Source organism: Actinomadura meyerae, from assembly GCF_900188445.1.
Taxonomy (GTDB): Bacteria; Actinomycetota; Actinomycetes; order Streptosporangiales; family Streptosporangiaceae; genus Spirillospora; species Spirillospora meyerae.
In genome coordinates, this window is the sequence record NZ_FZOR01000006.1 from 90,482 (window position 1) to 109,818 (window position 19,337).

Here is a 19,337-nt window from a genome sequence, read left to right on the forward strand (position 1 = left end):
AGCCGCACCCGGGCTGTCGCACCCGGGCTCGCCGGGCGGGCGGGCTCACGGGCAGGCGTGCTCACGGGCAGGCGGGGAACAGCCGCCGCGTCCCCGCCCCGGCCGCGTAGGCGGCTTCGTCACTGAACCGGCACCCGTAGTCGGCACGCGCCACCTCCCGCGGCCTCGTCGTCACGTCCCCGGCCGGACGCCTGCCGGTGCCGATCCAGCGCACCAGGTCGTCCCAGGCCGTCCCCGCCTCCGCGGCAGAGAACTCGCAGTGCCCGGTCGTCCGGATCGCCCGCTGCACGAGCAGCCGCGACCGGTGGTTCCGCGCCACCTCCGACGCGTAGACCTGCTCCATCGAGAACGGCACGAACAGGTCGCCCAGCCCGTGCAGGCTCAGCACCGGCACGTGCGGGCGCCCGTTGATGCGCGGCACCTGCGACAGCCGGTTGGACAGCCGCGCCGGCAGGTTCGCGACCCGGACCCGCTGCACGGACGCGTTCACGTCCACCGGCTCGTTGGGCCGGTACCGGGTGAACAGGTTGGTCGCGAGCTGGCCCGGGTTCTCCGCGAGGGTGTCGTCCGGGGTGGACGGCGTGGCCAGCGTGAACGGGTAGTCCTTCCAGTAGGCGAACGACTGCACGGCGCCGGGACGGGTCCCGCCCGTCCGGTCGATGACGATGGACCGGAACTGTCCGCCGCGCTCGTTGACCGTGTCCGGCCCGCCCGGCCGCAGGGCGGTCAGCCCGAGCGCCTCCTCGATCTTCGGGACGGTCACCGTCGCGTACCGGTCCGTCACGGGGTACTCGCGGATGCCGGCGAGGTCCTGCGCGACGAGGTTGTAGTCGAGGAAGTAGTCGAACAACTCGTCGTCGCCGAGCACCCCGCACATCGGGAGCGCACCGTCGTAGTAGCCGGGGTACTGCTCGATCGACCGCCCGATCACGTGCCCGCCCATGGACACGCCCACGATGACGCGCTGCCTGGGCCGACCGACCTCGGCGGCGAACAGTTCGGAGACGTCGCGGGTGCTCAGCACACCGGCGCGGACGTCGTACCCGTTGGCGTAGTACGACGACGCCGCCCACGCGTACCCCTGGTCGAGCAGCCGCTGCCGCAGCCCGAACGGCGGCGGCCCGACGCTGAGCACGAAACCCTGCCCGGCGTAGCCGTGCGCGTAGAGCGCGAGCCTGCCGTTCCAGTGCGGCGGCACTTCGATGATGTAGGCCGCGTGGCGGTGGACGCCCTGCAGCACGCGCGACGGCGCGCCGTGCACCTGGACGGGCGGGAGCGGCGGATTGTCGACCGTATATCCGGGTAGCGGCTGGTCATCGGGGGTGCGGCCGGCCTGGGCCGGGCCCAGCGGGACCACCGAGGCGAGGACGGTCGCGACGAGGGCGGTGAGGGCTCGGATGCGCATGGTGCTCCTCTGGCAGACCTCCGTATTACATACCGTCCAGTCGGTTTGTGGAATGTGAGAGGCCGGATCCGGACGGGCCGCTCTGGGGAGCGGACGGGCCGCTCGGGGGAGATCGTGGACGCGGATGAGCATTCTCGGCATGGGCATCGCCGTCGTGGCGGCCGCCTTCATCGGGCTCGGGTTCGTGGCGCAGCAGCACGCGGCGTTCCGCGAGCCCCTGGAGGAGATCCTGCACCCGCGGCTGCTGCTGGACCTGGTGCGCAGCAGGCTGTGGCTCACCGGAATCGCCTCGATGATCGTCGGCCAGATCATCTTCGCGTTCGCGCTGAACATCTCCGACGTCTCCGAGGTCACCCCGGTGCTCACCGTCAACCTGGTCTTCGCGCTGTTCGCCGCCCACGTGATCTACCGGGAGCGGCTCGGCCGCAACGAGTGGCTGGGGGCGCTGCTGCTGACCGCGGGCGTCGCGCTGTTCCTCGGCATCGGTGTGCCGCACGGCGGGGCCCTGCCGGGGGTCCACTCCGTGCGCTGGCTCGCGGGCGCCGGGGTGCTCGCCCTCGTCGCCCTGTGCGCGTTCGGGGGGCTGCACCGGGACCTGCGCGTCCGCGCGATGCTGCTGGCCTGCGGCGCCGGGCTGCTCTACGGGCTCCAGGACACCCTGACCCGCAGCGTCCTGCTGATCTCCGACGACGGCTTCGCCCGGATCTTCGTCAACTGGCAGCCGTACGGGGTGGTGTTCATCGGGGCGCTCGGGCTGCTGTTCGCGCAGAGCGCCTTCGACGCGGCGCCGCTGCGGATCTCGCTGCCCGCCACCACGGCGGCCGAGCCGCTGACCGGCATCGCGCTCAGCATCGTGATCTTCGGGGAGCGGGTCCGGCTGGAGGTGTCCGACCTCGCCCTGGAGGCGGTCGGGCTCGCGGCGATGGTCGGGGGGATCATCGTCCTCGGCCGGTCCCCCTACCTCGGCAAGCCCGGCGACCACCCCGCCGCCGCGCCGCCTGACGGGGTGGAGTACCAGTGATCGCCGTCATCCTCGCGCTGCTCACCGGCGCCTCCAACGCCCTCGCGTCCGTGCTCCAGCGGCGGGTCGCCAAGGCCGCGCCCGAGTCGGAGGCGTTCAAGATCGCGCTCATCCTGGACCTGCTGCGCAGCCCCGTCTGGCTCGGCGGCATCGGCGCGCTCATCGCCGCGTTCGTGCTGCAGGCGGCGGCGCTGTCCATCGCGGGGCTGTCGCTCGTCCAGCCGCTGCTGGCGGTGGAGCTGCCGTTCACCATGATCTTCATCGCGTGGCTGCCGCCGCGCGGGCTGACCCATGTGCCGTGGACGGCCGTGATCCTGCTCAGCCTGGGCCTGGCCGTGCTGCTGCTCGCGCTCTCCCCCGACGAGGGCTACCACCTGCCGAGCGACACCGCCTGGGTCATCGCGACGGTCGGCACGGCCGGCTGCATCGCCGGGCTCATCACGCTGTCCCGGCTCTTCCGCGGGCCGGTCCGGGCCGTCCTGCTGGGCATCACGACCTCGGTCGGGTTCGCGCTGACGGCCGCGTTCATGAACAGCGTCACGCACGACTTCGAGCGCGGGCTCGGCGCCATCCTCACGTCCTGGCAGCTCTACGCCATGGCCCTCGCCGGGCTCGCCAGCCTGTTCCTGCTGCAGAACGCGCTGCAGAGCGGCAGCCTCGTCGCCGTGCAGCCCGCCCTGACCATCTCCGACCCCGTCGCCAGCATCATCCTGGGCGTCTACCTGTTCGGCGAGGACGTCCGCGGCGGGCCGTGGATCCTGCTGGAGGTGGCCGGCATGGCGCTGCTGCTCCTCGGCAGCATCGGCATCGCCCGATCCCCGCTGCTGCACGAGGAGCACGACGTCAGCCCAGCGCGGCCTGAATGATCCGCTCGGCCGGGACGGCGCGCAGCAGCGCGGCCGCCGACCGGGCCCGGGCCCTGCGCTCCGCGCCGTCCGCCAGCCGGTCGAGTTCGGCGACCAGCTCGGCGGGCCCGCGCGCGTACCGGCTCAGCCCGGCGCGCGCCATCGCCGCCGCGCCGTCCCGGCCGTGCCCGGGGATCGGCCGGTAGGAGACCACCGGCAGCCCGCACGCGAACGCCTCCCGGCAGGTCAGCCCCGCCGCGTTGTCGATCAGCGCGTAGGCGCCCGCCATCAGCTGCGGCAGGTCGTCCCGCCAGCCGAGGGCGGGCCCGTAGACGCGCTCGCGCAGCCGCTCGTTGCGGCCGCACAGCACGACCGGCACGTACCGGCCGGACGCGGCGAGGTGCTGCGCCGTCTCCACGACCCGCCCGACGCCCCAGGCCCCCGCCGAGATCAGCACGATCCGGTCGTCCGGCCGGGCCCCGACCTCGTCCCGCAGCCGGGCCGTCGCCGCCCGCCGGCGGCGGAACGCCGGGCGCACCACGGGCGCGCACCGGGTCGCCGGGCGGCCCGTCCGCTCCGCCACGTCGTTCGCGGACGCCTCGTCCGGGCACAGGTACCGGTCGTTGCCCGGGTGCAGCCACATCCGGTGGACGGCGAAGTCGGTCACCAGCACCAGCGACGGCACCTCCAGCCGCCCGGTCCGCCGCAGCCGCCCCGCCGCCTGCGCCGCCACGTGGAACGTGGACACGACCGCGTCGGGCGGCAGCTCCCGGATCCGCGCGTCCAGCCGCCGCGCGATCACCGACGTCAGCGGCGACGAGGGCGGCGGGCGGCGGGACGTGAAGAACGCCCGGTAGATGCCCTCGTACAGCCACGGCGCCGACCGGACCATCCCCTCGTACATGTGCCGCAGCCCCTGCCCGAGCCGCAGCGGGACCAGGTCGAGGACGTCCAGGACGGACGCCTCCACCCCCTGCGCCGCCATCCGCCGGGCCAGTTCCGCGGCGACCGCGTCATGCCCCGCGCCCATGCCCGCCGTGAGAATTAAGAGTCGTTTGCCCATCGGTTGAACTCCCCCCGGTGAAACTGATCTCATGTCCCGCCGCGCCGCCGTCCTGACCGCCGCCCTGCTCGGCCACGCCCTGCCCGCGGCCACCTGGCTCCCCCCGGTGCGGCGGCTGACGCCCCGCGTCGCCGGCCGCGGCGGCCCCCGCCACGTCGCCCTCACCCTCGACGACGGCCCCGACCCCGGCTCGACGCCCCTGTTCCTGGACGAGCTGGCCCGCCTCGGCTGCCACGCGACCTTCTTCGTCCTCGGCGCGATGCTGCGCCGGACCCCGTCCCTCGGCCGCCGCATCGTCGCCGACGGGCACGAGATCGCCGTCCACGGCTGGCACCACGACAACACCCTCACGGCGCGCCCCGGCCGCAGCGCCGCGGGCATCCGCGACACCGTGCACCTGGTCGAGGACGTCTGCGGGGTCGCCCCGTCCTGGTACCGGCCGCCGTACGGCGCCATGAGCACCGAGGCCTTCGTGGCCGCCCGCCGCAACGGCCTGCGCCCCGTCCTGTGGACGGCATGGGGAAGGGACTGGACGGCGTCCGCGACCGCCGAGTCCGTGCTGCGCACCCTGGCACCGGGCCTGCGCGGCGGCGCGACCCTGCTGCTGCACGACAGCGACGTCACCGCGGCCTCCGGTGCCTGGAAGGCGACCCTGGCCGCGCTGCCCGAGATCGTGACCCGATGCCGCGCCACCGCCCTGGCCGTCGGCCCCCTGCGCGACCACGGAGTGCCCCCGTAACTCCCTGCCACAGGGCTACTACTCCCCCGGCATCCGCCCTCTATGTAGGACCAACGGCCGTTTCATCGAACCCCCGCCACGACGCCCCGGCCGCGACGGGAGGCTCACGGCGTTCCGGGCGGGCGGCGGCCGTCCGCCGGCGCCCCTCCGCGCGGGGCCGGGTCGAGCGGCAGGTGGCGCGGCGGTTTCGCGACGAGCAGGAACGGGACCGCGAGCAGCCCGATCAGCGGAGCCGAGGCGCCGTGCTCTTCCCCGAGGACGAAACCCACGGCGGCGAGTGTTCCGACGACCCCGGCGACCCACACCGCGAACGCGGCGCCCCGCGCCCCGGCGGGACGGCGCCCGGCGAGCGCCACCGCCGTCGCCGCCGCGAGAACCGCCGATCCGGCGAAAGCCGCGCCGAGCGCGACGAAGAACGGTGCGAAGACCACCGGAACGTCGCCGTCCAGGGCACCGGCCAGCCCGACCGCCCCCGAGATGACGGCGAACGTCACGTGCCGGAAGAACTGGACCCACATGAACCTGCGACGGTTCCTCGGATCCCGCTGAACCGCACGCCGCGAAAGGGAGAACACAACGCCTGGAGAGCCCCTATTCAGTCAAAATGTCACCACCGCCGGTGATTTGGTCGGTCAAACTAGCATCCACCAGTCGGGGCTTCCACCAGGGCGAGTTCACTTCCGGCATATCAGTCAACCGAAATAGGGTGACGGCGGCAACGTCCTCAACCGCCGCCGCGTCATGCCGGTCCTTCGCAGTGCGCGTTCCCTATGCCGGCGCCGGGCGCGCTGTTCGTTCCGATCGCTCGGGGGACTGGTGCGGCATGCGGCGGCCCGCCCAGGCGGTGGCCGCCCGGACGGGCTACGGTGCCGCGTCAGAGCAGGTCAGAGCCTCTGCTTGAGCATCTCCTTGCCCTGTTCGGCGCCCTTGCGGCTCTCGCCCTGGGCCCGCCGGAAGAAGTCGGCCAGCTCGACGTCCCCCTCGCGCTCGGCGTCCTGGATGTAGGAGTCCAGCCTGAGGGTGTTGCTCAGGCACTGCTCCACGAACCAGGTGATGTTGTAGTCCTTGTCCTTGGTCCCCGTGACCTGGCCTGTCTCTTGAGCAGCCATGTTTCCTCCCCCAATGTGGCTTCGCTCCGCGCCTACCCCATATGTGCGCCTCTATGTGGAGATCACCCGTTTCCCGCTCCTGGAATGGAGGGCGGCGCGGAGGGCGTTCTCCAGGCATGACCACGGCGGAAGAACGGCTGATCGCGGACCGCGCCGCCGTCCTGAAGCTCATGGCGTCGCTGCGCGACGACTGGGACGGCGTCGTCGAGGCGTCGGCACAGACCTCGGTGGACGACGAGCACGACCCGGAGGGCGCCACCATCGCCTTCGAGCGCTCCCGGATCGAGTCGTCCCTGCGCAGGGCGGAAGCCCAGCTCGCCGACATCGACGGGGCGCTGGCCCGGGTCCGCGACGGCACCTACGGCCAGTGCGAGCGCTGCGGCGGCCCGATCGGTGCCGAGCGCCTGGCCGCCCGTCCCGCCGCCCGCACCTGCATCACCTGCGCCGCCTCTTGATCCGCTTATTCGCAAGGCCATAATGGAGCCGCATCGGCCAGAGTTGAATAGCGGGGGACGCGTGGCGGACGGCGGCGGCCCGGAGCGGATAGGCGACCGGTACCGGCTCGTGCAGGAGCTGGGGGCGGGCGGTTTCGGGCGGGTGTGGAAGGCCCATGACGAGACCCTCGGTGTGGACGTCGCCATCAAAGAGGTGCGGCTGCCGCTCACGGTGTCGGACGCGGAGCGATCGCAGTTCCTGGCCCGCGCGAGGCGCGAGGCCCGCAACGCGGCGCGGCTGCGCGACCAGCCCGGCATCATCCCCGTCCACGACGTCGTCATCAGGGACGAGGTGCCGTGGATCGTCATGCGCCTCGTCGACGGGCACTCCCTTGAGGACCGGCTCAAGAAGGACGGCCCCATCCCCGCCGAGGAGACCACCCGGATCGCGAAGGCGCTGCTGAAGGCCCTCGACGCGGCGCATTCGGCCGGGGTGGTGCACCGCGACATCAAACCCGCGAACGTGATGCTGACCCGGACCGGAGAGGTGCTGCTCGCGGACTTCGGCATCGCCGTCCACCAGGCCGACACGGCGATGACCGCGACCGGCGCGATCATCGGCTCGCTGGAGTACCTCGCGCCCGAACGGCTGCGCGGCAAGAACAACGGCCCGGCCGGAGACCTGTTCTCGCTCGGGTCACCCTGTACCGCTGCGTCGAGGGCGTGTCGCCGTTCCGCCGGGAAACACCGGCCGAGGTAGTGACGGCCCTCCTGCACGACGAACCGCCACGTCCGGAGCACGCTGCAGGGCTCGCCGTCCTCATCGGCCGGTTGCTCGCCAAGGACCCCGAATCGCGCCCGACGGCGGCCGAAGCCATCGAGCTGATCAAGCTCCCCTCCGGTCGGCGGCCGGGTGCCGAGGGCCTCGCGTCCCCGGTGACGACCCGGACCCGGCGGAACGACGGTGAACGGACGGTCGCGGCGTCGCGTCCGCCGAGGCGGAGGCTCTGGGCCGCAGTCGCGGCGATCGCCGTCCTTCCGCTGGTTCTGGGAGTCGGCTACGTCGAGACTTACGGCTCCAGTGCGCGGAGCGCCGGCCTGAACGACTGCGTCCAGCTCGGCGGCCTGGACCTCAGCGGGTCGAGGCAGTGGCGCAAGCATTCCTGCTCGACCTCATTGCCGTGGACGGACGACTATCGGCTCAGCTACCGCTACGAGCGTGCCACGTCCTGCCCGGCGTCCGAGAAGACCGTGGTGCTGCCCGCAGGACAGGAGCAACACGCGGTCACCCTGTGCCTGACCCTCGACAAGTAGGCCCGCTGGACCGCGCAACAGCGGGACGACGAACGCCGCACGCCGAGCACGCCGGATCGATCGGTACGACGCCTACCCGTCGTAGCGTCCCGGTGCCCGCGGCGGCGGGTTGCCTTTCGAGGGCGTCGGCGCGTTCACCTGATCGGGCGTGAGGCTCCCGGTCCGTGCGCGGAAGGTGCGGCGGTAGGTGTCCGGCGGGACGCCGACGGTGCGGCTGAAGTTGCGGCGCAGGGTCGTGGCGGTGCCCATGCCGGTGGACGCGGCGATCGCGTCGATTCCGTCGTCGGTGGTCTCCAGTAGTTCCTGGGCGTGCCTGATCCGCTGGGTGAGCAGCCATTGCAGCGGCGTCGTGCCGGTCACGGCGCGGAAGTGGCGGGTCAGGTGGCGTGCGCTCATGCGCGCCTGGCGGGCCAGGTCCTCCACGGTGAGCGGCTGGTCGAGGCGCTCCAGCACCCAGGGGAACAGGGCGGCGAGCGGATGGTCGTCCGGGGCGGGCACCGGGGTGGTGACGAACTGGGCCTGGCCGCCGTCGCGGTGCGGTGCGACGACCAGGCGGCGGGCGACCGTGTTGGCGATCGCGGAGCCGTGGTCGAGGCGGACGAGGTGCAGGCACAGGTCCATCGCCGCGGCCTTGCCCGCCGAGGTGAGCACCGTTCCGTTGTCGACGTAGAGGACGTCCGGGTCCACGTCCACCCGGGGGTGGCGGGCGGCGAGGTCGGCGGTGTGCGCCCAGTGGGTGGTCGCGCGCTTGCCGTCCAGCAGCCCGGCGGCGGCCAGCACGAACGCGCCCGTGCAGAGCGACGCGACTCGGGCGCCCGCCTCGTGGGCTTCGCGCACGGCCTCGACCAGGTCACCGGGCGGCTCGACGTCGGTGTCCGCCCAGCCGGGGACGATGACGGTGTCCGCGTCCCGGAGCCGGTCGAGGCCGTGGTCGGGCTCCAGCCGGAACCGTCCGATCCGCACCGCGTCCGACCCGCACACGGTGAGGTCGTACCAGGGGACCGTGACGCCGGCCGGGGCGGCGGCGAACACCTCGTGCGCCAGCGACAGCTCGAAGTGCAGCATGCCGTCGGTGACGGCCAGCGCGACCGATCTCATGTCCGGAATTGTATGGGTCTTGGCCTTCCAGACACTCACGGTGGGATGACCGCCCTCGCCAGGATGGTCCCGGCGGAACCGAGCACAGCGGAACCGAGCACAGCGGGAACGAGCACAGAGGAGACCTCATGCGGGTGGCGGTTTACGGGGCGTACGGGCACACCGGGCGGTTCGTGGTGGCGGAGCTGCGGGAGCGCGGGTTCGTCCCGGTCCTGGCCGGGCGCGACGCCGGCAAGCTGGACAAGGCGGCGGCCGAGACGGGGCTGGAGGCCCGTCCCGCGCCCGTGGACGACCCGGCCGCGCTCGACCGCGCGCTCGCCGGCGCGGCGGCCGTGGTCAACTGCGCGGGCCCGTTCGCCGTGACGGCCGCCCCGGTGATCGAGGCGGCCCTGCGCGCCGGGATCCCGTACGTGGACGTCGCGGCCGAGATCGAGGCCAACGCCGACACGTTCGCCCGGTTCGCCGGGCCCGCCCGCGATGCCGGGGCCGTGGTCGTCCCCGCGATGGCCTTCTACGGCGGCCTCGGCGACCTGCTCGCCACCGCCGCCATGGGCGACTGGACGGCCGCGGACGAGGCGCACATCGCCTACGGGCTGAGCGGCTGGCACCCGACCCCTGGGACGCGCGCCGCGGGCGCGGTCTCGCACGCCCGGCGGGACGGGCGGCGCGTCCGGTACGCGCACGGGCGGCTGGAGTACCGCCGCGACGACCCGCCGGCGCTGCGGTGGCCGTTCCCCGAGCCGATGGGGCCCCGGGACGTCATCGGGGAGTTCACGATGGCCGACGTCGTGACCGTCCCCAGCCACCTGCCGATCCCCGAGGTGACCACCTACATGACGGTCGAGGCGGCCCGCGACATGGCGGACCCCGAGACCCCGGCCCCGGTCGCGGCCGACGAGCACGGACGATCGGCGCAGACGTTCCTCGTCGACGTGGTCGTGCGCTCCGGCGGCGCCGAGCGGCGGGCCGTGGCGACCGGCCGCGACATCTACGCCGTCACCGCGCCGCTGGCGGCGGAGGCGGTCGAGCGCGTGCTCACCGGGCGGACCCGCACCACCGGCGTCGCCTCCGCCGGGGAGGTCTTCGACGCCGCCGACTTCCTCCGCGCGCTCGCTCCGCACATCTCCCTGGAGCTGGACCGGTAGCCGGGCGCGGGCTCAGCCGGGCGGGGGCTCAGCCGGGCGGGGCGGTGCCGAGCTCCTTCGTCATGAAGACGCTGTTCGGGTCGGGGCGGTAGTCGGCGAAGGGCTCGCAGTAGGCGAACCCGAACTTCTCGTAGAGCCTGCGCGCGGGGAGGAAGAACCCGTCCGCGCCGGTCTCCAGGCTCAGCCGCTTGAAGCCCCTCCGCTCGGCCTCGCCGATGATGTGCACGAGCAGCCCGGACGCGATGCCGCTCCGCTTGCGCGCCGCGGACGTGCGCATCGACTTCAGTTCGGCGTGGGCCACGTCCAGGGTCTTGAGCGCGCCGCAGCCCACGATGGCGTCGCCGTCCAGCATCGTCCAGAAGGTGACGTCGGGCTTGCGCAGCGCGTCGAGGTCGAGGGCGTGGACGCTCTCCGGCGGCGTGACGGCCCGCATCTCGCGGAGGTGCTCGGCCAGGAACTCCGCGACCTGCGGCCCCGACAGGTCGTCAACGACGATTCTCATCTCATGCTCTCCCCGCCGCCGGCGCTGACATACCGGACCATTCTTCCCCGTCCCCGCCGAGGAGGTCCCGGGCGGCCTCCGCGAAGGCGCGGACGCGGGCCGTCTCGCCGCCGGCACGCCACAGCAGGCCCCACTCGATGGGCGGAGCGTCGTCGAAGGGGACGTACGCGACGTCGGGGCGGGCGTAGTAGCGTCTGACGTGCGCGCCGACCGGGAAGACGCCCGCGCCCGCGCCGATGTGGGTGAGCATCTCGCCGAACGTGGCGACCACGGGGCCGGGCGCGATCGGGCGTCCGGACGGGGTGGCGGCCGGGGCGCGGTCGTGGCGCAACGACGCGGACACGGTGTCGGGATACCGCAGGACGGCGACCCGGGCCAGGTCCTCCAGCGAGACCGACGTCCGGCGCGCGAAGGGGTGCCCGGCCGGGACGGCCAGCATCCGCGCCTCCGAGACCAGCGCGGGACCGGTGGCGATGCCGGGCTCGTCGACGGGCAGGCAGCCGAGCCCGATGTCGATCTCGCCGTCGCGCAGCCAGGGCACGAGGTCGCCCGGCCGCGCCTCGCGGAGCCCGACATCGGCGTCCGGCAGGCGGCGGCGGAACAGCTCGGCGGCCCCGGCCAGCAGCTGCCCGCCCGCGGCGTCGGTGAAGGCCGCCCGGAGCACGCCGGTCAGCCCGCGCCCGGACGCCACGGCCTCCTCGAAGGCGGCGGTGACCCGGTCCCAGGCGGGGCGCAGCTCGTCGTACAGCCGCCGTCCTGCCGGGGTCAGCTCCACGCGGCGGCTCGTCCGGTCGAACAGCGCCACCCCGGTACGGCGCTCCAGCTTGGCGATCGTCTGGCTGATCCGGGCGGTGGAGACGCGCAGCCGCCCGGCGGTCCGGCCGAAGTGCAGCTCCTCGGCGAGGGTGAGGAAGGACTCGATCTCGTGCCGCTCCAGCACGCGGCCCCCTCCCGATCGTTAATGCACGCTTCACGATCGTTGCACAGGGCCGCGTTGATCAGGCGTCCGGCCCGGCGGAGAGTGACGGGGATCATTCCTCTGACGTGCACGGGAGCAGGCATGTATGTAACGGACGAGCACGCGATCACGGCCGCGGAAGGCGACACCGCCGCCGCGGTGCGGGAGCTGCGGGACCGGACCGAGATCGTGGACGCGCTGTACCGGTTCGCCCTCGGGCAGGACCTCAAGGACGCCGCGCTGTTCGCCTCGGCCTTCGCCGCCGACGCCGAACTGGACTTCCGGCCCGCGGCGTCCCGGTGGGGCGGGCGGCCGCCGCTGATGGCCGGACGGGACACGATCGTCACCACCATCCTCGGCTCCTTCACGGGACGGGTGGACACCACGCACCAGGTCACCAACCCGCGCATCGCCGTCGACGGCGACACCGCCCGGCTCACCGCCCTGGTGGAGGCGCAGCATCTGCTCAGCGCGGACCACACCGTGTTCGCCCTGCTGAAGAACCCCTACGACGTCGAGCTGGTCCGGGACGGGCGGCGCTGGGTCGTGCGGCGGATGGTCATCGACAACACCTGGTACCGCGGCGACCCCGCCGCCATCTTCGGCTGACGCCCCGCCGTCCTCGGCCGGCGCCCCGCCGTCCTCGGCCGGCACTTCGGCGGACCGGTTGCACGCCCCAGGCCGCATTTCTATTCTGATGGGTTGTCCGGAAGGCGCTGACCAGGAGGGAAACGGTGACTCTGCCGGCGGAGGAGACCTTCAGTTTCCAGGCCGAGGCGGCCCAGATCCTCGATCTGATGGCCAACTCGCTGTACAGCGACAAGGAGATATTCCTGCGCGAGCTGGTCTCCAACGCGTCCGACGCCATCGACCGGTTCCGGATCGAGCGGTACGCGGATCCGGAGGCGGCCGGGAAGGAACCGGAGGGCGAGCCGCGGATCCGGGTCTCCTTCGACAAGGACGCCCGCACCATCACGGTCGCCGACGACGGCATCGGGATGAGCCGGCAGGAGGTCATCGACAACATCGGCACGATCGCCCGGTCCGGCACCGCGGAGTTCCTCCGCGCGCGGAGCGGCGACGGGCGCGCCGACACGGCGCTGATCGGGCAGTTCGGCGTCGGCTTCTACGCCGCGTTCATCGTCGCCGACCGGGTGACGCTGACGACGCGGCGGGCCGGGCTGCCGGCGTCGGAGGGCGTCCGCTGGTCGTCGGAGGGCAAGGGCGGGTACACGCTGGAGACGGTGGAGCGCGCCGAGCGCGGCACGACGATCGTCCTGCACCTGCGCGAGGGCGAGGACGAGCTGCTCAGCGAGTACCGGCTGCGTTCGATCATCAAGCGGTACTCCGACCACATCGGCCGGCCGATCCTGCTCGGCGACGACGACACCCCGGTCAACCAGGCCACCGCGCTGTGGGCACGTCCGAAGAGCGAGCTGAAGCAGCAGGACTACAACGACTTCTACCGGCAGCTCACGAACGATTTCGCCGACCCGCTCGCGTACGTGCACGCGAAGGTGGAGGGGCGGTTCGAGTACACGCTGCTGCTGTTCGTCCCGTCGCAGGCCCCGTACGACCTGTGGCTCGCGCAGCAGATCCAGGGCGTGCGGCTCCACGTGCAGCGCGTCTTCATCCTGGAGGACACCGACCGGCTCATGCCGCGGTACCTGCGGTTCGTGCGCGGCGTCATCGACTCCGCCGACCTGCCGCTGAACGTCTCCCGGGAGATCCTCCAGGGCGGCCAGGCCATGGACCACATCCGGTCGAGCGCGGTCAAGCGGGTCCTGCGGCTGCTCAAGGACATGGCCGACGGCGAGCCCGAGAAGTACGCCGCCTTCTGGAAGGAGTTCGGCGCCACCCTGAAGGAGGGCGTCCCCGAGGACCCCGCCCACCGGGACGACCTCGCGGGGCTCCTGCGGTTCACCACGACCACCGGCACCGGCGTCTCGCTGGCCGACTACACGTCCCGCATGAAGGACGGGCAGGACAAGATCTACTACCTGCTCGCGCCCGGCCTGTCGGACGCCGCGTCCAGCCCGCACCTGGAGGCGTTCCGGGAGAAGGGCATCGAGGTGCTGCTGCTGGACGACCCCGTCGACTCCTTCATGGTCAACGCCATGCCGGAGTTCGACGGGAAGCGGCTTCAGTCGGTCGCGGAGGGCGCGCCCGACTTCGGCGGCCTGGAGGACGAGGCCGACAAGAAGGCCGCCGAGCAGGCGGGCGCCGACTACGCCGATCTCCTCGGCAGGCTCAAGGAGCACCTGGACGGCAAGGCCGTCGACGTGCGCGTGACGAGCCGCCTCACCACCTCCCCCGCCTGCATCGTCGCGGACGGGCCGGAGACCGACTTCACCTTCGCGCAGCGGATGCGCGGGTCGGGGCTGCCGAGCCGGCCGATCCTGGAGATCAACCCGCGGCACCCGCTGGTCGAGCGGCTCAACGGCGGGCAGGACGACCCGCGCCTCGCCGACTGGGCGCACGTCCTGTTCGACCAGGCCGTCCTCACCAGCGGCGCCCGCATCGAGGAACCGGCCGCGTTCGTCACCCGCCTCAACGACCTCCTCGTCTCCCTGACGTCGAGCGCACCCGAGACGCCGTAGCCCCGCGACCCGGCGCGGCGACCCCGCCGAATGCCTTGCGCACGGCGCCGAGCCGTACGACCGTTTCGTCAAGTGCGTTCACTTCGTCACGTGCGTCCACGCGGCCAACCTGGCAGCCGCGGGGTTTCCGCGAGGTGAGCGCGGAACCTTTCCCGGTGGGAGGGAAGCATGGCGGATGTCGGGACGGCGCTGGCGGAGGCCGTCGGCGAGGAGCATGTGCTGTCGGGCGACGCGGTGCCCGAGGACTACGGCCGGGACGAGTCGCTGGGCGTGGCCCCGGCCCGTCCCGGCTGGGTGGTCCGGCCGGCGGACGCCGCGCAGGTCGCGGCGGTGCTGCGGGTCGCCACCGCGCACCGGCTCCCGGTGACGGCGCGCGGCGCGGGGACGGGCCTGTCGGGCGCCGCCGTGCCGCGCCCCGGCGGCCTCGTCGTGTCGTTCGAGCGGATGAACCGGGTGCTGGAGATCGACACCGGCGGGCAGGTCGCGGTGGTGCAGCCCGGTGTCACCCTCGCCGAGCTCGACGCGGCGACCGCCGCCGAGGGCCTCGTCTACCCGATCTTCCCCGGCGAGGGCGGCGCCAGCGTCGGCGGGACGGTCGCGACGAACGCGGGCGGCATGCACGCGGTGAAGGAGGGCGTGACCCGGCACCACGTCCTCGGCCTGGAGGCGGTGCTCGCCACCGGCGAGGTGATCCGGACCGGCGGCCGGTACGTGAAGACCTCCACCGGATACGACCTGACGCAGCTCATCGTGGGGTCGGAGGGCACCCTCGCCCTGGTCACGGAGGTGACGCTGCGGCTGCGGCCCCGGCTGCCGCACCGGGCCGGGGTGCTCGCGCCGTTCCCCGGCACCGAGTCGGTCACCGCGGCGGTGCCCCGGCTGACCGGCGGCGGCCTCGACCCGCTCGTGCTGGAGTACGTGGACGTCATCGCCATGGCGGCGATCACCGAGAACGCCGGGCTGGACCTCGGGGTGCCGGAGCGCGTCCGCGCCGCCGCCGGCGCCTACCTGCTGGTCGTGCTGGAGAACCGGTCGGCGGAGCGGCTGGACGAGGACGTCCAGACGCTCGGAGAGGAACTGGCCGGCCTGGGCGCCTTGGACGCCTACGTCCTGCGCGGCGACTCCCTCGGCAAACTGGTCACGGCCCGCGAGAAGGCGTTCTGGGCGGCGCGGAACGCCGGCGCCAACGCGATCGTCGACGCCGTCGTGCCGCGCGCGTCGCTCGCCAGGTTCTTCGAGGCCGTCCCCGCGATCGCGGGGCGGCACGGCGCGCTGGTCGGCGGCTGCGGGCACGCCGGCGACGGCAACGTCCACCTGTCGGTGTTCCAGCCGGACCCGGAGGCGCTGACCCGGGTGATGGACGAGCTGCTCGAAGCCGCCGCGGACCTCGGCGGGACGATCAGCGGGGAGCACGGCATCGGCCGGGAGAAGATCCGCCACTTCCGCGCCCTGGAGAACCCCGCGAAGGTGGACCTGATGCGGCGGATCAAGAGATCCTTCGATCCGGACGGGATACTCAATCCCGGTGTCCTGTTCGGCTGAGCTTTGGGAGGGCGTATGAACGGCGCGGAGGCCATGGTGGGCACGCTGGCGGACGCCGGCGTGGGCGTGTGGTTCGCGAATCCGGGCACGTCCGAGCTGCATCTCGTCGCGGCGCTGGACGCCGAGCCGCGCGCCCGGGGCGTGCTGTGCCTGTTCGAGGGCGTCGCGACGGGCGCCGCCGATGGGTACGGGCGGATGGCCGGCGACCCCGCCGCCGTCCTGCTGCACCTCGGCCCGGGGCTCGGCAACGGCCTCGCCAACCTGCACAACGCGCGGCGCGCCGGGACGCCGATCGTCAACGTCATCGGCGACCACGCCACCGGCCACCAGCGCTACGACGCGCCGCTCCAGTCCGACATCGCGTCCGTGGCCGGGTCGGTGTCGGCCTGGCTCGGCCGGCCGGTGAGCGCGGCGGAGGCGGGCAAGGCGGCGGCCGAGGCCGTCACGGCGGCGCGGGCGGGCGGCGTCGCCACGCTGATCGTGCCGTCCGACGTGGCCTGGTCGGACGGCGGCGCCACCGCGGCGGCGTCCCCCGCCCCTCCCCCGGAGCCGGTGCCGGGCGGGACGCTGGAGCGGGCCGCCGCCGCACTGACCGGCGGCGAGCCGTGCGTCCTGCTGATCGGCGGGGACGCGGCCCGGCGCGACGGGCTGGAGGCCGCCGGGCGCATCGCGGCGGCGACCGGGGCGCGGGTGATGTGCGAGACGTTCCCGGCGCGGCTGGAGCGCGGCGCCGGGGTCACGGCCGTGGAGCGGCTCGCCTACCTGGGCGAGATGGCGTCGGCGCAGCTGGAGGGCGTCCGGCACATCGTGCTCGCGGGCGCACGCCGCCCCGTGACGTTCTTCGCCTACCCGGACCTCCCCGGCGACCTGGTGCCGGACGGCTGCCAGGTGCACGACCTCGGCTCGGACGCGACCGGGGCGCTCACCGGGCTCGCCGATTCGGTCGCGAAGGGGGCGCGCCCGGCGGTGCAGGTCGCGGCCAGGCCCGAGCTGCCGTCCGGGGCGCTGACCGGGGAGACGGTGGCCGCCGTCATCGGCGCGCTGCTGCCCGAGGGCGCGATCGTCTCGGACGAGGCGAACACCTCCGGGCTGTGGCTGCCGGGCGCGACCGCGGGCGCGCCGCCGCACGACTGGCTGTCGCTGACCGGCGGCGCGATCGGGCAGGGCCTGCCGGTCGCGACCGGCGCCGCGATCGCCTGCCCGGACCGCCCGGTCATCTGCCTGGAGGCCGACGGCAGCGCCATGTACACGCTCCCGGCGCTGTGGACGCAGGCGCGCGAGAGCCTCGACGTCACGACCGTCGTGTTCAACAACGGCGCCTACGCGATCCTGTCGATGGAGACCACGCGCGTCGGCGCCGTCCCGGCCCCGCCCGAGCCGGGCACCATCACCCGCGACATGGTCGACCTGTCGCGTCCCTCGCTCGACTTCGTCGCGCTGGCGTCGGGGATGGGCGTCCCGGCATCGCGCGCGCACACGGCCGAGGAGTTCGCGGCCCAGTTCGGCAAGGCGCTCGCCGAACCGGGCCCGCACCTCATCGAAGCGGTGGTGCCCCCGCTGGGCTGAGCCGGGGTCGCGGTCCCGGTCCGGTACCGCGACGGTCCGGTATCGGTCGCGGCCCGGCCCGTCGCCGGTCAGACGCCGAGGCCGCGGCCGATGATCTCCTTCATGATCTCGGTGGTGCCGCCGAAGATCGTCTGGATGCGGACGTCCTGGTACGCCTTCGCGATCGGGTACTCGGTCATGTAGCCGTAGCCGCCGTGGAGCTGGACGCAGCGGTCGACGACCCGCTTGAGCAGCTCGGTGTTCCACCACTTGAGCATGGCGGCCTCGTCGGCGGTCAGCTCCCCCTCGCTCTCCTTGACGATGCAGTCGTCGGTGAAGGAGCGGGCGACGGTCAGCTCCGTCTTCATCTCGGCGAGCGTGAAGCGGTTGTGCTGGAACTTGCCGATGGGTCGGCCGAACGCCTCGCGGGTCTTGCAGTACTCCAGGGTCTGCTCGAAGGCGTGCTCGGCGGCGGCCATCGCGGTCGCGCCGATCGACAGCCGCTCCCGGGCGAGGTTCGTCATCAGGTAGATGAAGCCCATGCCCTCCTCGCCGAGGAGGTTCTCCTTCGGGACGCGGACGTTGTCGAAGAACAGCTCGGCGGTGTCCTGCGCGTGCATGCCGACCTTGTCGAGGTTGCGGCCCCGCTCGAAGCCCTCCATACCGCGCTCGACGACGAGCAGGCTCACGCCCTTCGACCCGGCGGACGGGTCGGTCTTCGCGACGACGATGACGAGGTCGGCGAGGATGCCGTTGGAGATGAACGTCTTCGAGCCGTTCAGAACGTAGTCGTCGCCGTCCTTGACCGCCGTGGTCTTGATGCCCTGCAGGTCGGACCCGGCGGCGGGCTCGGTCATCGCGATCGCGGTGACGATCTCGCCGGAGCAGTAGCCGGGGAGCCAGCGCCGCTTCTGCTCCTCGGTGCAGAGCTGGCGCAGGTAGCCGCCGTTGATGTCGTTGTGGACGGCGAAGCCGGGGCCGTGGACGCCGGCCTTGGCCAGCTCCTCGTTGAAGATGACGTAGTAGCGGTAGTCGTCGTTCCCGCCGCCCCCGTACTCCTCGGGCATGTCGATGCCGAGCAGGCCCGCGCGGCCGGCCGCCAGCCACACCTCGCGCGAGACGATCCCGTCCTTCTCCCACTGCTCGTGGTACGGCGCGGCCTCCTTGGCGATGAAGGAGCGCACCATGTCGCGGAAGGCCTCGTGCTCCTCGGTGTAGATGTCCCGTCCCATCCGGCGGTCTCCCTCGAGTAAGTGTGTGCTGATACATGATTAATGTAACACTGGTGCTGTCACATAGAGGGAGGCGGGATGGAGCTCACCGTCGACGAGCTGGCCTCGCGCGCCGGGGTCACCGTCCGGACCGTGCGGTTCTACGCCGGGCGCGGCCTGCTCCCCCCGCCCCGCCTGCGCGGACGCACCGGCCTGTACGGGCCCGACCACCTCGCGCGGCTCGAACTCGTCCGGGAGCTCCAGTCGCTCGGGCTGACGCTCGCCTCCATCGAGAAGCACCTCAAGAAGATCCCCCTGGACGCCCCCGCCGAGGACCTCGCGCTCCAGCGCGCGCTGCTGTCGCCCTGGGCGCCGGAGCGCCCGGAGGACCTCGACCGGCACGAGCTCGACCGGCGGGCCGGGCGCCACCTCGACGACGCGACGCTCAAGCGGCTGGAGGCGCTCGGCGTCGTCGAGCACGTCTCGGACGACGTGGTCCGGGTCGTCAGCCCCGCCCTGCTCGGGATCAGCGCGGAGCTGGCCGCGCTGCCGATGCCGCTGGACACGCTGATCGCGTCCCACCGGGCCGTCGACCGGCACACGACCGCGCTGGCCGCCGAACTCCAGCAGGTCTTCCAGGACACCGTCGTCCGGCCCTACCGGGAGGGCGGGCGCTCGCCGCAGGAGCGCGAGCGGCTGATGGAGATGGCGGGCAAGCTCAAGCCGCTGATGATCCAGTCGCTGGTGACGTCGTTCCAGCGGGCCGTCGACAAGGCCATCCGCCGGTCGGTCCCCGACTGACCGCG

20 protein-coding genes are annotated in these 19,337 nt (G+C 73.2%); 12 read left to right on the forward strand and 8 right to left on the reverse strand.

Translation table 11 applies throughout. From position 1 onward, the window contains the following. Window positions 1–61 precede the first annotated feature (61 nt). Complete coding sequence (locus CHF16_RS08825; protein WP_089325438.1) at window positions 62–1,405, reverse strand: hypothetical protein; 1,344 nt, start codon at window positions 1,403–1,405, stop codon at window positions 62–64. Between the two features lie 124 nt (window positions 1,406–1,529). Here CHF16_RS08825 and CHF16_RS08830 point away from each other — a divergent pair, with 124 nt between their 5' ends. Both CHF16_RS08830 and CHF16_RS08835 read left to right on the forward strand, forming a co-directional pair. Next, complete coding sequence (locus tag CHF16_RS08830) at window positions 1,530–2,426, forward strand: DMT family transporter (RefSeq protein ID WP_089325439.1); 897 nt, start codon at window positions 1,530–1,532, stop codon at window positions 2,424–2,426. Beyond that, window positions 2,423–3,292 carry a DMT family transporter gene (locus tag CHF16_RS08835; RefSeq protein WP_089325440.1) on the forward strand — a complete coding sequence of 290 codons (870 nt, stop codon included), beginning with the start codon at window positions 2,423–2,425 and terminating at the stop codon, window positions 3,290–3,292. Before CHF16_RS08830 ends, CHF16_RS08835 begins: the two co-directional genes overlap by 4 nt. Here CHF16_RS08835 and CHF16_RS08840 read toward each other — a convergent pair. Continuing rightward, window positions 3,270–4,334: an MGDG synthase family glycosyltransferase gene (locus tag CHF16_RS08840; RefSeq protein ID WP_089325441.1), complete on the reverse strand. Its 1,065-nt coding sequence runs from the start codon at window positions 4,332–4,334 to the stop codon at window positions 3,270–3,272. The two genes, CHF16_RS08835 and CHF16_RS08840, sit on opposite strands and share 23 nt — an antisense overlap. 31 nt (window positions 4,335–4,365) lie before the next feature. On the opposite strand from CHF16_RS08840, the gene CHF16_RS08845 reads away from it, so the two are divergent. Then, on the forward strand, window positions 4,366–5,073 hold the full coding sequence (locus tag CHF16_RS08845; RefSeq protein WP_089325442.1) for a polysaccharide deacetylase family protein: 708 nt from the start codon (window positions 4,366–4,368) through the stop codon (window positions 5,071–5,073). A gap of 104 nt (window positions 5,074–5,177) precedes the next feature. Here the strand turns inward: CHF16_RS08845 and CHF16_RS08850 are convergent, their stop codons facing one another. Beyond that, on the reverse strand, window positions 5,178–5,591 hold the full coding sequence (locus tag CHF16_RS08850) for a hypothetical protein (RefSeq protein ID WP_089325443.1): 414 nt from the start codon (window positions 5,589–5,591) through the stop codon (window positions 5,178–5,180). Between the two features lie 366 nt (window positions 5,592–5,957). Beyond that, window positions 5,958–6,182 carry a hypothetical protein gene (locus CHF16_RS08855; protein WP_089325444.1) on the reverse strand — a complete coding sequence of 75 codons (225 nt, stop codon included), beginning with the start codon at window positions 6,180–6,182 and terminating at the stop codon, window positions 5,958–5,960. 116 nt (window positions 6,183–6,298) lie between these two features. On the opposite strand from CHF16_RS08855, the gene CHF16_RS08860 reads away from it, so the two are divergent. From CHF16_RS08860 to CHF16_RS08870, 3 genes are all read left to right on the forward strand, one after another. Next, entirely contained in the window at window positions 6,299–6,637 is a 339-nt protein-coding gene (locus tag CHF16_RS08860; protein ID WP_089325445.1) for a TraR/DksA family transcriptional regulator, read from the forward strand. Between the two features lie 61 nt (window positions 6,638–6,698). Next, window positions 6,699–7,376: a serine/threonine-protein kinase gene (locus CHF16_RS08865; RefSeq protein ID WP_179271446.1), complete on the forward strand. Its 678-nt coding sequence runs from the start codon at window positions 6,699–6,701 to the stop codon at window positions 7,374–7,376. Next, window positions 7,376–7,930 carry a serine/threonine-protein kinase gene (locus tag CHF16_RS08870; RefSeq protein ID WP_089325447.1) on the forward strand — a complete coding sequence of 185 codons (555 nt, stop codon included), beginning with the start codon at window positions 7,376–7,378 and terminating at the stop codon, window positions 7,928–7,930. The genes CHF16_RS08865 and CHF16_RS08870 overlap by 1 nt, the downstream gene beginning before the upstream one ends. Before the next feature lie 72 nt (window positions 7,931–8,002). Here the strand turns inward: CHF16_RS08870 and CHF16_RS08875 are convergent, their stop codons facing one another. After that, on the reverse strand, window positions 8,003–9,028 hold the full coding sequence (locus CHF16_RS08875) for a helix-turn-helix domain-containing protein (protein WP_089325448.1): 1,026 nt from the start codon (window positions 9,026–9,028) through the stop codon (window positions 8,003–8,005). Window positions 9,029–9,156: 128 nt separating this feature from the next. Here CHF16_RS08875 and CHF16_RS08880 point away from each other — a divergent pair, with 128 nt between their 5' ends. Beyond that, window positions 9,157–10,173: a saccharopine dehydrogenase family protein gene (locus CHF16_RS08880; RefSeq protein WP_089325449.1), complete on the forward strand. Its 1,017-nt coding sequence runs from the start codon at window positions 9,157–9,159 to the stop codon at window positions 10,171–10,173. Between the two features lie 28 nt (window positions 10,174–10,201). Here the strand turns inward: CHF16_RS08880 and CHF16_RS08885 are convergent, their stop codons facing one another. Both CHF16_RS08885 and CHF16_RS08890 read right to left on the reverse strand, forming a co-directional pair. Continuing rightward, a complete protein-coding gene (locus tag CHF16_RS08885; RefSeq protein WP_089325450.1) occupies window positions 10,202–10,675 on the reverse strand; it encodes a GNAT family N-acetyltransferase in 474 nt (157 codons plus the stop codon). 1 nt (window position 10,676) lies between these two features. Further along, complete coding sequence (locus CHF16_RS08890; protein WP_089325451.1) at window positions 10,677–11,615, reverse strand: LysR family transcriptional regulator; 939 nt, start codon at window positions 11,613–11,615, stop codon at window positions 10,677–10,679. A gap of 120 nt (window positions 11,616–11,735) precedes the next feature. Here CHF16_RS08890 and CHF16_RS08895 point away from each other — a divergent pair, with 120 nt between their 5' ends. From CHF16_RS08895 to CHF16_RS08910, 4 genes are all read left to right on the forward strand, one after another. Beyond that, the gene (locus tag CHF16_RS08895; RefSeq protein WP_089325452.1) at window positions 11,736–12,242 is read left to right on the forward strand and encodes a nuclear transport factor 2 family protein; all 507 of its coding nucleotides are present in this window, start codon (window positions 11,736–11,738) and stop codon (window positions 12,240–12,242) included. Between the two features lie 125 nt (window positions 12,243–12,367). After that, on the forward strand, window positions 12,368–14,233 hold the full coding sequence (gene htpG / locus CHF16_RS08900) for a molecular chaperone HtpG (RefSeq protein WP_089325453.1): 1,866 nt from the start codon (window positions 12,368–12,370) through the stop codon (window positions 14,231–14,233). A 168-nt stretch (window positions 14,234–14,401) separates the two neighbouring features. Beyond that, the gene (locus CHF16_RS08905) at window positions 14,402–15,775 is read left to right on the forward strand and encodes an FAD-binding oxidoreductase (protein WP_089325454.1); all 1,374 of its coding nucleotides are present in this window, start codon (window positions 14,402–14,404) and stop codon (window positions 15,773–15,775) included. Window positions 15,776–15,790: 15 nt separating this feature from the next. Next, complete coding sequence (locus CHF16_RS08910) at window positions 15,791–17,341, forward strand: acetolactate synthase large subunit (protein ID WP_089325455.1); 1,551 nt, start codon at window positions 15,791–15,793, stop codon at window positions 17,339–17,341. A 68-nt stretch (window positions 17,342–17,409) separates the two neighbouring features. Here the strand turns inward: CHF16_RS08910 and CHF16_RS08915 are convergent, their stop codons facing one another. Then, complete coding sequence (locus CHF16_RS08915; RefSeq protein ID WP_089325456.1) at window positions 17,410–18,552, reverse strand: acyl-CoA dehydrogenase family protein; 1,143 nt, start codon at window positions 18,550–18,552, stop codon at window positions 17,410–17,412. A 78-nt stretch (window positions 18,553–18,630) separates the two neighbouring features. Between CHF16_RS08915 and CHF16_RS08920 the strand changes: the two genes are divergently transcribed. Then, on the forward strand, window positions 18,631–19,332 hold the full coding sequence (locus CHF16_RS08920) for a MerR family transcriptional regulator (protein WP_089325457.1): 702 nt from the start codon (window positions 18,631–18,633) through the stop codon (window positions 19,330–19,332). Window positions 19,333–19,337 lie beyond the last annotated feature (5 nt).